This window comes from Streptomyces lydicus, from assembly GCF_000717345.1.
Taxonomy (GTDB): Bacteria; Actinomycetota; Actinomycetes; order Streptomycetales; family Streptomycetaceae; genus Streptomyces; species Streptomyces lydicus.
This window is the reverse complement of sequence record NZ_JNZA01000015.1, coordinates 44,387-56,876: the sequence shown is the minus strand read 5'-3', so window position 1 is coordinate 56,876 and position 12,490 is coordinate 44,387. Positions and strand designations below refer to the sequence as shown.

The window sequence follows — 12,490 nt, the reverse complement described above, 5'->3', positions numbered from 1 at the left end:
CCGGCGCCTTGCTCGTGATCAGGACCAAGGGCTGCTAGCCCAGAGAAGCGACGTTGCGGGTGTGCATCGACATCTCGCTAACACCCTTCGCGCTCTCAAGTCTCACAACTGCCCCTATGACGGAGGTCATGGCTGTGTGGGCCTGACCAGGTGGAACACCTCGCGGGCGGCGTAGCGTTCGAGGCATCGGACAATCTCGCGTCGCGTCTTGCCCTCCTTGACGCCACCGCGACCGCGCACTCAAGGCGGTCGCGGTATTCGCGAAGACCTACGGGGCAAAGTTCCCCAAAGCCGTCAAGAAGATCACCGACGACGTGGACGAACTGCTCGTGTTTTACGACTTCCCCGCAGAGCACTGGATCCACCTGCGCACCACGAACCCCATCGAGTCCACCTTCGCAACGGTTCGGCTCCGCACGAAGGTCACCAAGGGCGCCGGCAGCGCGTCACCTGCCCTGGCTAGGGTCTTCAAGCTGGTGGAGTCCGCCCAGCAGCGGTGGCGAGCCGTGAACGCATCCCACCTCGTCGCGCTGGTCCATGCCGGGGCCAGCTTCGAGCGGGGCGTGCTGGTCGAGCGATCCGCGGTCCGCGCGGCATGAACACCACCGACTGCCGCCGGTCAGAAAACTGGTGGCACGCCCAGCCCACCCGTGGTGAAGATCGCGCATGACCACCTTCCTGGAGACCGACCGGCTCATCCTGCGCGCGTTCACAGCGGCCGACACTGACCGTCTCCTCGCCCTGCACAACGACCCCGAGGTCACGCGCTTCATCAACGGTGGCCGTCCCACCAGCCGCGAGACGATCGAGACGCGGACCCTGCCGCGGCTCCTGCACGACTACCCGTGCTGGGGGACCCGTGGGTACTGGGCCGCGCAGGAGAGGATCACCGGCACCTTCCTGGGTTGGTTCGAGTTCCGGCCGCTGGAGGAGCACAGCCCCGCTGTGGTCGAACTCGGCTACCGGTTGAGCCAGGCGGCGTGGGGGCGCGGCTACGCCACCGAAGGCTCCAGGGCCCTGATCCACAAGGGGTTCACGGATCTGGACGTCGAGCGGGTCACGGCGAACACAATGGCCGTCAACACTCGGTCCCGTCGTGTCATGGAGAAGGCGGGCCTGTCCTTCGTCCGGAACTTCACCGGGGACTGGCCGGAGGCGATCGAGGGCTCCGAGCACGGTGAAGTCGAGTACGAACTCACCCGGACCGAGTGGGAACAGCCTCGGTAGACGTCAACGGCCCCGTCCACGACTCTTGACGATTCCTCATGTTCCTTCACCTTCCGACCCGATGGCGCATCCCGTAGCCAGCACCGAACCGTCCGGACGGTCAGAACTGTGCCAGCGCCTGGCAGGTCGGCCAAGAGCGGGGCGAGCAGCGTTTAGGTGGCGGTCAGGGGCGCGTAGGGGTGGCCGGGCAAGCTCACGATCCAGCGGTGGTCGGGGAGTTGGGCGAGCACCGGCGGGCTGGTCGCGGCCGTCCTGCACTCCGTGGAGGCAGATTGAGCGGTGAACTGCTCCCGGAGCGGCGGGCCTCGACAGCCACGCACATGACCCCACGGTCCAGCGCTGCGACCGGGAAGGTTGCCTCACTTGATCTGCTGTTCGGTGCGGGCTTGGGGCAGCCCTGCCGCCTCCGCGGGGGTGGTCGGTCGTGCCGCATATCGGTGGCGCATGGCGTCGCTGGCTGCCGGGCCTGCGGTGAAGACGTAGGTGTCGCTGTCGTCGAGCCGGCGGCCGGTCTTGGCGTCGACGACGACGGGCTCGACTTCCTCGCCGCTGTGCGCGTCGATGAGGATCATGCTGCGTTCGGCCGGCGTGAGGCGGGAGTTACCCCACGCGGCCAGGGCGACGACCACCGGTCGGAGGGAGCGCCCGAGTTCGGTGAGGACGTACTCGTGGCGTACGGGGTTGGTCTGGTAGGGCCGGCGCTCCAGTAGTCCGTCGGCGACGAGGGTCTTCAGTCGGGTGGTGAGCATGCTGGAGGAGATGCCCAGACTCTCCTGGAACTGGTCGAAGCGCGTGTAACCGTCGAAAGCGTCGTGGAGGATCAGCAGCGTCCACCACTCGCCTACGTGTTCCACCGTCGTGGACAGTGGGCACTCCCGGTCCTCCAGCCTGATCCGGCTCGCCATGGCAGCCATCCCCTCGGTTACTGCTAAAGTCGAAGTTAGTAGCTTCTACTTTAGCAGTAATGGCGGGAGCGGTGCCTTCTGCGCCCGCACCCGGAACGGAGCACACCGTGACCACACCCCTCAGCGAATCCCTTGAAGGCCGACGTGCCCTGGTCACCGGCGGCACCAAGGGCACCGGAGCCGCCATCGCCCGACGTCTCGCCCAGGCCGGCGCGACCGTGCTGGTCACGGCCCGCAGCCGCCCCGACACCGTCGAGGAGAAGGCGTTCATCACCGCCGACCTGTCCACCGCCCAGGGCGCAGTCCACGTAGCAGCCGAAGTGGACGCCCGCGTGGGAGGCGTCGACATCCTGGTCAACACCCTCGGCGGGTCCGAGTCGCCGGCTGGCGGGTTCGCCGCGCTCGGCGAGGACGACTGGGCCAGGGAGCTGAACACGAACCTGCTGGCCGCCGTCCGCCTGGACCGCGCACTCCTGCCGCACATGATCGCCACAGGTAAGGGTGTGATCGTGCATGTCACCTCTATCCAGCGCCGCATGCCGCTGTGGAACGGAACCCTGGCCTACGCCGCCGCCAAGGCCGCCCTGACCACCTACAGCAAGGGCCTGGCCAACGAGGTCGCCCCGCACGGTGTCCGCGTCAACACCGTCTCGCCCGGTTTCGTGCAGACCTCGGCCGCCGACAACCTCGTCGCCCGGATCGCCCACGACGCAGACATCACGCAGGAAGCGGCGCTGGGCCGGCTCATGGACTCCCTGGGCGGGATCCCGCTGGGCCGTCCCAACCGGCCCGAGGAAGTCGCCGAGCTCGTCGCCTTCCTCGTCTCCGACCGCGCCTCGGCCATCGTCGGCGCCGAACACGTCATCGACGGCGGCACCACCCCCACCGTCTGAACCCGCCACCACCCCAAGGAGCGTCATGCACGACAACCAGCCCCGAACCAGCACCCCGGACACCCTGCCCGAGGTGATCACCCGCTACCTGACAGCGCACCGCGCCCACGACACCGCCAGCGCACTCACGGCGTTCACTCGCGAAGCCACAGTGATCGACGACGGCAACACCTACGAGGGCATCGAGGCGATCAGGGAGTGGCTCGACCGATCGGCCACCGAATTCACCTACACCATCCACCTCACCGGCGCCCAGCAGACCGACGCAACCCGCTACATCGCCACCCACCACCTCGAGGGCAACTTTCCCGGCGGGACCATCGATCTGCGCTACCAGTTCACACTCCGCGACGGCCTCATCGAACGCCTCGTCATCGAACCCTGAGTCCCTGCCGGCGCCACCCGTTGCCGCCTCAGGCGAAAAACCCCGCTCGCCCCGCAATCTCGGTGACTCACCTTCCTGCCAGGTCAGGCCGCCAATTCAGGGGCCGTCCGCCCCAGCGGATGCCTTTCTCGCTGCAAATGCGGGCGCGTTGCTTGCGTTCGGCGGCCAGGACGTCGCGGTGGCGAGCGGTGGCGTCGCGCCACCGGAGGTAGGCGTGCAGGCTCGGGTCTGCACGGTGTGGTTGGGTGATCGGAGTTGGCGATGGTGAACTGCCGCAGTGGTCCGAAGTGCGCCTCGATCGGTTGGCCCACGAGGCGTATGTCGGGTTGAAGCACAGCTCGACCTTGTGCTTCTTCGCCCAGCGGCGGATGCCAGCGCCTTGTGGACGGACAGGTTGTCCAGGATGACGCAGATCGGGTGCCGTCGGGCCGGGCGGCACCTATCGAATTCACCGCGGCCAGCGAATCGGTGGCGCTCTTCCTTCGGCGGTTGACGCCCCACAGGGTGTCGTCGCCGAGCGGGTAGCAGCCGTGGCAACAGCCGCACGCCGTGCGTGTGCCCGGCTCTATCGCCGAGCCCGCCGCAGCACACAGTCCCCGCAGAGCCCTCCGCCGGGTACGCGGTAGTACAGGCAGCAGCTGCGTCGTGAGAATGCCGGAAGGGTGGGATCCAACGTTCCGGTGTCGCGCAGATGCGGGTCTTCGAGCAGGCAGACGGCGAGTGCCACGGCGCGATCCGCCGCTTCCGGCCGGCTCGACCTGCGACACCAGTCGTGCAGCACACGGAGGGTGCCGACCAACGCCGAGGCGGCGTTGCCCCACAGCACCTGGGAGGAGAGCCGGGACTCGGCGCTGATGGCGTGGTGCAGCGGCACCAAGTGATCGTGCAGTACGGCCGCTTGCAGCCGGCACGCGAGGCTCTGCTCGGAGGCCGACGGCAGGGAGGTCGGCGCGGGCAGCCAGAGTTCGTCGGGTGTGCTCCGATTCGGATGCCACCACAACGCGTCGCTGTCGAGATCGGGGATGTCCCCAGCCACCGCCGCGGGTGCCAGAGCAATCGACCACAGTCGCCCGGCGAGTCCCTGGTAGACAAGGGAGGCCGCGACCCCGCGGTCCGCTGTGCCGAGCTGTGCGGCGACCGTTTTCAGACGATGACGCAATGCCGACTGGTGTCCCCCTCGGTACAGCTCCGACAGGGGAAGAAATCCCTGGTCGCGAGGTGATCCGAGGTCGGTCCGGACGGTGAAGAACGGTCCCACGGCGGCGGTGCGACCGAGCGTTGCGGTCATCGGCTCCTGCGGCACCGTTCCTCCTCAGTTCGGGGTGGGCGGCTCGGGCCCGGCCGGATCGCCCTGGTGGTCGGAGCATCCAAGAGACGCTGCCTCAGCCTCAAGCCCGGAGCTTCGCGCACCATACCGATGGGCAGCCGCTGGAGCGGTGTGTCCTCCGCGGGGGCGGTTTCGACCCACCAGCAGGACGGCGCCCACCGGTATCAGGCATGACGCGAACTCGCCGACCACACCGACACCGTCGGACCTCTCAGCGGTCCACGAGGCGCAGAAGGTACGTGTCCATGATCCATCCATGGCGGGCACGCGCCGCAGCCCGCACCTGACGGATGCGGGAGGCGGCAGCACCCAGGCCGCTCACCCGCCGCCTGCCGGAGCTGGGGGCGGCACCCTGGGGGGCTGGTCCACATTCGAGAGGCCGAGGTGCCGGATCACGGCTGGGCATGTGGGCGCCCGATGGCACCTGGGAAAGGGAGACCATCCTGCGCCATCGGCCGCTCCAGGGTGGACCATGGAAGCCCAAGCACTCCATAGGTACGGGGCGGGGTCGCGGGCTCTGGCCCGCGGAGGCCCCTTGTGGTCCAGCGCATGGAAGGAGTGCCCGTGTGAGCACAGCCGGTGGGCGTCCGGGTGGCACCGGCCAGCCCGAGGGGCGATCGTCGCAGCCGAGTGGGCTGATGGATCTTCTCGGCGTTGCTGCGGTGCTGTTGGATGCCGAGGGGCGGATCGATTTGTGGAGCCCGGAGGCCGAGGAGCTGTTCGGCTATACCGCTGAGGAGGCGCTCGGGCAGTACGCTGCGCCGCTGCTCGTTCACGAGCAGCAATGGGATCTGATGATCAAGCTGTTTGCCGAGGTCATGGATACCGGAGAGAGGTGGGCCGGGGCATTCCCCATCCGGCACAAGGACGGCAGCACTCGCTTGGTGGAGTTCCGCAACATGCGGCTGCTGGACGGCCTCGGTGACTTCTACGCCCTTGGTCTGGCCACCGACGGGTCAACGCTTCGGGAGGTCGAACGGGACCTTGCCCTGTCCACCCGGCTGATTTCTCAGTCGCCCATCGGGCTGGCGATCCTCGATACCGAATTGCGGTACGTCGCCGTCAACCCCGCTTTGGAGCGGATGCACGGCATTCCCGCGGAAGACCACCTGGGTCGGCACTACCGCGAGATCATGACCTCGGCGAAGTTCGAGGGGCCGGAGGCCGGGATGCGGCAGGTCCTCAAGACCGGGGTCCCCATGGTCGACGAGTACACCATCGTGGGCCACACCCCCGCCGACCCACGCAAGCACGCCTGGTCGATCTCGCTGTACCGACTGGACGACCCCCAGGGGCGGGTCCTCGGGGTGGCCGACCTGGTAGTGGATGTCACCGACCGTTATCAAGCGGCGACGGAGGCCGCCGAGGCCCGACGGCGCCTGGCCTTGATCGCCGACGGCTCCGCTCGCATCGGCACCACCTTGGAGGTCGAGCAGACCGCCCGGGAGCTTGCCGGCGTCGCCGTGCCCGAGCTCGCCGACATGGCCACGGTCGACGTCCTCGATTCCGTCCTCGACGAGCACCGTCCGCCCTCGGGCGACGGTCCCGCGCTCTTCCGCGCCCTCGCGGTGCAGGCCGCCTATGTCACCGAAGCCGTCCAGGCCGCCGACCCGCCCGGCGAGATCGCTGCTTACGACGCCGACCGCCTGCCCACCGAATGCGTACGCACCGGCCGGCCGATCTTGATCTCCCACATGGATGACGCCGCCATGGCCCGCATCGCCCGGGACGACCGCGCCGCCACGGTGCTGGCCCGCGCCGGCGTGCATTCCTACATGCTGCTCCCGCTCACCGCTCGCGGCCAGATCCTTGGCTTCCTGGGGCTGAGCCGTGCCCGTAACCCGCAGCCCTTCGATGAGGACGACCTCGCCCTCGCCGGTGAGCTGGCCTCCCGCGCCGCGGTGTGCATCGACAACGCCCGCTCGCACCAGACGGTCCGCAATGCAGCCGAGACCCTTCAGCGCAGCCTGCTCCCGGATCACCCGCCGCACCTCCCCGGCCTTGAGGTCGCTTCCCGGTACCGGCCTGCACAAGCGGCCTACGAGGTCGGTGGCGACTGGTACGACGTCCTCCCGCTCGACGGCGACAAGACCGTGCTGGTTGTGGGAGACGTCATGGGCAGTGGTATCGACGCCGCCGTCACCATGGGCCGCCTGCGCACCGGCACCAACGACTTCGCCGACCTCGACCTGGACCCTGCCCAGGTCCTCCATCACCTCGACAAGATCACCTCAGGGCTTGAGCAGTACATCGCCACCTGCGTCTATGCCGTCTACGATCCGCACCGCGCGGAGTGCCACATCTCCACCGCAGGCCATCTGCCGCCGGTCCTGGTGCGCAATGGCAAGCACCCGGAACTGCTCGACCTTCCGACCGGCACCCCACTCGGGGTTGGTGGCGTGCCCTTCGTGACCACGACCATCCCCGTCGGCGCTGGTGATCGGCTGGTCCTGTACACCGACGGCCTCGTCGAGGTCCGTCATCACCCCATCGACGAACGCCTCAACACCCTCCTGCGCCTGCTGGACGCACCCGACCGCACGTTGGAGGAAACCTGCGACCGACTCCTTCGCGAACTCCGGCTTCCCGCTGATCCGGATGATGTCGCCGTGCTCATCGCACGCATGCAACCCTTCGCATCCGACTCTTGAAGTACGCCCCAGTCCGGCAGATCGCGAGAATGATCATCTGCGCGGGGCTGAAGACCGTCGGATGGATCACGCCTGACACGTCCCTCCCAACCCACTCGAACCGGCCGCGTACCGCCGTGACGGGCGGCCGGTATGCCCGATGCGCAGGGCCTCACCCGACGACGACTTCACCAAGCCCGGTGACGAGGGCGGCACCCCGAGCGGTGGACCCAGCACGTCACCCTCAGCCATTGCGCCTTCGGCGACATTCCCTGGACACCGAACAAAACTCAGGACAGACGTTTACATCGGGGTCAACCGTAAAGATCGAGCCTGCCCAACCGCTCAGGCATGCGAGGCTGCCCGCTCCCCAATTCCAGGCACGAGACCATAGAACTAACAAGCCATCACATTCAGCTGACGACGCGCCAGCTAAATCAGCATGCACCCTGCCAGAGGTGGTGACAGGTGGCGGCACATGCACATGCGTAAAACCGCCCTACACCACCTCTGAGCTGCATAGATGCTGGCCAACCCAGTACACCCGTAACATTGCCGCCAACCCGGTGCCAGTGGAAGCCGAAGCGGCAGTGCCCCGCGAGGCCCGGGCCGCAGGACACCGGGGCGGAGCCGGCCCGGCTGCGGACCGAGGACACCCAGCTGGTCACAGCCGAGAAGGAGTGGTCGCTCGCGCGCGAGATCCTGCGCCGGGCAGCGGCCTGTTTCGCGAAGGAGATGAAGCGAAGACCTGCCCGCTGGGACTATCAAGGGACGGAGCGGAGCCCCAGACACCCACCGCAGGCCGTCATGACCACCGATGCAAGAAGCCCGCCGGCGGAAACAGGCGGGGCTTCGTCGTGTCACCAGATCTCACACGATTCGCACAGACCCCATAGACGCCTCCGCATCACAAGGCTCCGAGCTGGACTTAGAGATCCCGCGGGTAGGGGCGCCGTCGCGAGCGCCGCGATACCGCCGCCCGGACCAGCGGAATCTCCCCGTGATCGAGCGATGTTCGGTCGTGGCGACGGACCCGCGAGGGCGGTTTGGCGTCGGGGGGCTGAGTAGGGCCCCATGCGCTCGACCGAGAATTGACAGTTCGTTACTCGTTACCACTGGGTTCTCTGGTACGTCTGGCCGAAACGGTCGAAACCTGACAGGGCACACATGCCCCACGCCTCCGAATTCCGGACCGAGACGTATTGCGTTGGAGCGCACTCCAACTCCTAGGTTCGGAAGCATGCGATACATCAAGCTCGGAACGACCGGACTGGAAGTCTCCGCCATCACCCTCGGCTGCATGAGCTTCGGCGAGCCGGACCGGGGCGGCGAGCCCTGGTCGCTGGGCGCGGACGCCAGCCGGGACATCATCAAGCAGGCCCTCGAGGGCGGCGTCAACTTCCTCGACACGGCCAATGGGTACAGCGCCGGAAGCAGCGAGGAGATCGTCGGCCAGGCGGTCAAGGACTTCACCCGGCGCGAGGAGGTCGTTCTCTCCACCAAGGTCTGGATGCGGATGCGCCCCGGCCCGAACGGCGCCGGGCTGTCCCGCAAGGCGATCTTCGCCGAGCTCGACGCCTCCCTGAAGCGACTGGGGACCGACTACATCGACCTGTACCAGATCCACCGCTGGGACTACGACACCCCGATCGAGGAAACCCTCGAGGCGCTGCACGACGCGGTCAAGTCCGGGAAGGTCCGCTACATCGGAGCCTCTTCCATGTACGCCTGGCAGTTCACCAAGGCCCTGTACCTGGCTGACCTGAACGGCTGGACCCGGTTCGTGTCGATGCAGGACCACTACAACCTCATCCACCGGGAAGCAGAGCGGGAGATGCTCCCGCTCTGCGCCGACCAGGGCATCGGCGTGATCCCGTGGAGCCCGCTGGCGCGGGGCAGGCTGACGCGGGCCCGGGACACCGCCACGGCGCGTGCCGAGACCGACGAGGGCGGCAAGATCCTCTACCGCGACGGGGACCAGGCAGTGGCCGAGCGCGTCCACGAGATCGCGGGCAAGCGGGGTCTGTCCCCGGCCCAGGTCGCCCTGGCCTGGGTCATGCGCAACCCGGCGGTGACCTCGCCCATCGTCGGGGTTACCAAGCCGGCCCAGCTGGCCGACGCGGTCGCCGCGGTGGACGTCGAACTCGACGAAGACGAGGCCGCCTACTTGGAGGAGCCCTACCAGCCGCACGAGGCCGCCTACCTGGAGGAGTCCTTCTACAAGTCGCGCCCTGTGGCGGGCTCCCGGTAGTCCGGGCTACCGCCGGGCCTTCGACGAGTCCTTGGCCTCGGCCTCACCGGGATCCGTGTTGATGTGGGACTCCTACATCTCTACATCTGAAAACGGAGCACCGGTGCCCACCGTCGAAGCATGGGCGATCGAGCCCTTGTGGCGATCAAGTGGTCGCGGATGACCGACGGATGCGGGATCCCGCCGGACTGTGTCGTGACCGGCGCGAACCGGCACGACTCCCCGTTCCTGCGCCCGACGCCAGAGAAGCTCGGGCGTTTCGAGCTCGCGTTGCCTGAGCAGATCACGGTGCACCTTGACGCGGGCTACGACTCCACGGTCACCCGCACACTGCTGACCGAGCTCGGCTGCGAGTGGCGGACCCAGCCCAAGGGCGTCGTGATCCCGATCAACCACACTCGCCGCTGGGTCGTCGAGCGCACCAACTCCTGGTACAGCCGCGGCTTCAACTTCACCCTGTCCTGCACGGAACGCCGAGCGGTCGTCATCAACGCACTGCTCGCGTTGATGACCGCGATCATCGTGATCCGACGCCTCATCCGCGAAGCCTGGACCAGCCAACGCTGGGACACACGGCCAGCCCGCCGACCATGACGCCTTGTCCTCTACCCGCGGAATCTCTAAGTGACCTTCCAGGTATCGCAACCTGATCCGGAAGGCCCACACACGGGAGTTGTGGACACCAACTCCCGTTGATCGGGCTGGGAGAGGACGCTGTGCCTCTCGGGATTTCCGCTGGTGGAGTGCCTGGACGGTGGGCCTCGGAGTCACGGGGTCCGGTTTCGTGCCTCGCCGTCCGCGCCAGATGCATCAGGTGATCAGGCCGGCGCTGATCAGCCAGATGTGCTCACAGGTCGAAGATGCCTTTTGCAACGCCTCGCGGGATTCCTGCGAGGCGTGGTAGAAGGTCCGTTCGATCATCCAGCACAGGGCGCGTGCCATCGCTGAGGCTTGTTCTGGTCCGGTGCCGGCCTGGATGCCGGCTCGTTCCAGGACGGCGGTGATGGCGGTGATGAACAAGTCTGCCGTGTGGCTCCACAGCTCGCCGATCTCCGGAACGGTCAACGACAGGTCGATGGCCGTGCGCATGACCAGGCCGTGCTCGTTCCACAGCTCGACCGTGCGCTGCATGGCTGCTGCGATGGCCTGGCGCGGCTCGTCGGTCTGCGCGGTGGCGCGGGACCGCTCCCACAGGTGCTCGACGGTCCGGGCCACGAGTGCCGTGACCACTTCTTGTTTGGAGCCGAAGTAGAAGTACAGGGCGCCGCGTGTGATGCCGGCGCCCTGGGCGATGTCGCCGACAGTCATGGCGTCGTAGCCCTTTTGTGCCAGCAGAGCTTCGCAGGTGTCCAGAATGGCCCGCTCCCGGACATCGCCCTTGCGTTCGGTGGCGCGCCGGCTCCGCGCAGAGTGGTGGCTGGGCATCAGAGCTGAGCACCCTCGGCGAAGTCGGTCGTACGGGAGAGTTGCTCCCAGGCGCGGATGTCCTCGTCCACGGCCGTGCGCGCGGCGGTGACCAGTCGCAGCGCATCCGAGCCAAGGACAAGGTGAGCCGGCGGCTGGTCGACTGATGCGATGTGGACCACGGCGTCCCCGGCCTTGGCCGGGTTGCCCAACTGATTCCCGCTGGCTTTCTGCCGCGCTTCCCGGATGGGGGTGAACAACTCGTCGTAGTCTTCGATGGACTGCGCGGCGCGTGTCATGGACCGTCCGGCCCAGTCGGTGCGGAAGGAGCCGGGCTCGATCGCCGTCACATGGATCCCGAACTGTGCGACCTCCTTGCCCAGTGCTTCCAGGATGCCTTCCAGGGCGAACTTGCTGCCGCAGTAGGCGGACATGCCGGGCACGGCCATCAGCCCGCCCATGGAGGTGACGGCCATCAGGTGTCCGCGGCGGCGCCGGCGCATGTGGGGCAGGGCTGCCTGCAGGGTGGCCACTGCCCCGAATACGTTGACCTCGAACTGCCGCCGCACCTCGGCCAGCGGGGTCTCCTCGAAGGTGCCCTCCAGGCCGTAGCCGGCGTTGGCGACGACGACATCCAACGGACCGACGCTCTGCTCCACCTCCGCGACCACACTCGAGACGGCGTCGCCGTCAGTCACATCCAGGATGCGGCCGTGAGCGTACCCGGGTTTCAGCGCGTCGAAGGCCCGCAGGTCCTCCTCGGAGCGGACCGTTCCCACGACGGTGTGCCCGGCGGCCAGGGCGGCCTGGGCGAAGGCACGGCCGAGGCCCGTGCTGACGCCGGTGACGAGCCACTTCTGCTGCTGCACTGTTCCTCCAGAAAGGTCTCACGAGAAGCCGGACTGCCCCCTCACTCGGAAAGTCTACACTGCGTCGAGTGTAATCAACATGGTGTTGATTCTGTTGTCCCCACGGCACCATGCTCAGCCGAGGTCAATCCAGCCGCTCACCGACCCGCTCGCTCCGGCTGAGACGATCACGCTGCAGGTGGAGTGATCACGGCATCGATGCCGTCCTGGATAGGGCCCTGTACGGGGCTGAGCCCGCGCTGCTTCGGCAAATTGGTAGCCGCAGTACGACGGGAGCAAGCCGCAGATCGACCGCGCGCCGGCCCTGGAGTCTGTCGCTGGGGGATCGCGTCCTGCTGGTCACGGCGTACCGGCGCACAAACTTGACCATGCGCCAGCTGGCGCCGCTGTTCGGGATCTCCAAGTCGGCCGCGGACCGCATCATTGACCACATCGGTCCGCTGCCGGCACTCCGGCAGCAGAGCCGGTTCCACAGGGACACCGTCCTCATCGTCGACGGCACCCTGGCGCTCACCCGCGACCACTCAGTGAGCCTTCGCCAACTTGAAGACGCTGGTCAGGGGGCTGGCGTGACCGGCTCTCGGGGTGCTCACGCTGGT

At 67.6% G+C, this 12,490-nt stretch carries 9 protein-coding genes and 5 pseudogenes; 8 read left to right on the top strand and 6 right to left on the bottom strand.

Annotated features, from left to right (window positions below):
- Positions 1 to 230 precede the first annotated feature (230 nt).
- A pseudogene (locus tag OO62_RS16555) lies at positions 231 to 599 on the top strand (transposase); the annotation flags it as partial.
- 67 nt (positions 600 to 666) lie between these two features.
- Positions 667 to 1,227, top strand: a complete 561-nt coding sequence (locus OO62_RS16550; protein ID WP_033268182.1) for a GNAT family N-acetyltransferase — start codon at positions 667 to 669, stop codon at positions 1,225 to 1,227.
- Positions 1,228 to 1,586: 359 nt separating this feature from the next.
- Here OO62_RS16550 and OO62_RS16545 read toward each other — a convergent pair whose 3' ends face one another.
- A complete protein-coding gene (locus OO62_RS16545; protein ID WP_180290159.1) occupies positions 1,587 to 2,132 on the bottom strand; it encodes a winged helix-turn-helix transcriptional regulator in 546 nt (181 codons plus the stop codon).
- Between the two features lie 59 nt (positions 2,133 to 2,191).
- Between OO62_RS16545 and OO62_RS16540 the strand changes: the two genes are divergently transcribed.
- Together OO62_RS16540 and OO62_RS16535 are read left to right on the top strand one after the other, a co-directional pair.
- A complete protein-coding gene (locus OO62_RS16540; protein WP_051733298.1) occupies positions 2,192 to 3,025 on the top strand; it encodes an SDR family oxidoreductase in 834 nt (277 codons plus the stop codon).
- Positions 3,026 to 3,050: 25 nt separating this feature from the next.
- Positions 3,051 to 3,410: a nuclear transport factor 2 family protein gene (locus OO62_RS16535; protein WP_033268180.1), complete on the top strand. Its 360-nt coding sequence runs from the start codon at positions 3,051 to 3,053 to the stop codon at positions 3,408 to 3,410.
- Positions 3,411 to 3,477: 67 nt separating this feature from the next.
- Here OO62_RS16535 and OO62_RS40650 read toward each other — a convergent pair.
- The 3 genes and pseudogenes from OO62_RS40650 to OO62_RS40645 all read right to left on the bottom strand — a co-directional run.
- A pseudogene (locus OO62_RS40650) lies at positions 3,478 to 3,965 on the bottom strand (transposase); the annotation flags it as partial.
- A 10-nt stretch (positions 3,966 to 3,975) separates the two neighbouring features.
- The gene (locus OO62_RS16530; protein ID WP_323135818.1) at positions 3,976 to 4,713 is read right to left on the bottom strand and encodes a (2Fe-2S)-binding protein; all 738 of its coding nucleotides are present in this window, start codon (positions 4,711 to 4,713) and stop codon (positions 3,976 to 3,978) included.
- Positions 4,714 to 4,948: 235 nt separating this feature from the next.
- Positions 4,949 to 5,059, bottom strand: a pseudogene (locus OO62_RS40645) (precorrin-6A synthase (deacetylating)); the annotation flags it as partial.
- Positions 5,060 to 5,303: 244 nt separating this feature from the next.
- Between OO62_RS40645 and OO62_RS16525 the strand changes: the two are divergent.
- From OO62_RS16525 to OO62_RS16515, 3 genes and pseudogenes are all read left to right on the top strand, one after another.
- Positions 5,304 to 7,388 carry a SpoIIE family protein phosphatase gene (locus tag OO62_RS16525; protein ID WP_033268179.1) on the top strand — a complete coding sequence of 695 codons (2,085 nt, stop codon included), beginning with the start codon at positions 5,304 to 5,306 and terminating at the stop codon, positions 7,386 to 7,388.
- Positions 7,389 to 8,607: 1,219 nt separating this feature from the next.
- On the top strand, positions 8,608 to 9,618 hold the full coding sequence (locus OO62_RS16520; RefSeq protein ID WP_033268178.1) for an aldo/keto reductase: 1,011 nt from the start codon (positions 8,608 to 8,610) through the stop codon (positions 9,616 to 9,618).
- A gap of 114 nt (positions 9,619 to 9,732) precedes the next feature.
- Positions 9,733 to 10,212 (top strand): annotated as a pseudogene (locus OO62_RS16515) (transposase); the annotation flags it as partial.
- A 216-nt stretch (positions 10,213 to 10,428) separates the two neighbouring features.
- Here the strand turns inward: OO62_RS16515 and OO62_RS16510 are convergent.
- Positions 10,429 to 11,043: a TetR/AcrR family transcriptional regulator gene (locus tag OO62_RS16510; RefSeq protein ID WP_033268177.1), complete on the bottom strand. Its 615-nt coding sequence runs from the start codon at positions 11,041 to 11,043 to the stop codon at positions 10,429 to 10,431.
- Positions 11,043 to 11,891 (bottom strand): oxidoreductase, encoded by an 849-nt coding sequence (locus tag OO62_RS16505; RefSeq protein ID WP_033268176.1) that lies wholly within the window; start codon positions 11,889 to 11,891, stop codon positions 11,043 to 11,045. The genes OO62_RS16510 and OO62_RS16505 overlap by 1 nt, the downstream gene beginning before the upstream one ends.
- 198 nt (positions 11,892 to 12,089) lie before the next feature.
- Between OO62_RS16505 and OO62_RS36495 the strand changes: the two are divergent.
- Positions 12,090 to 12,430, top strand: a pseudogene (locus tag OO62_RS36495) (helix-turn-helix domain-containing protein); the annotation flags it as partial.
- Between the last annotated feature and the right edge of the window lie 60 nt (positions 12,431 to 12,490).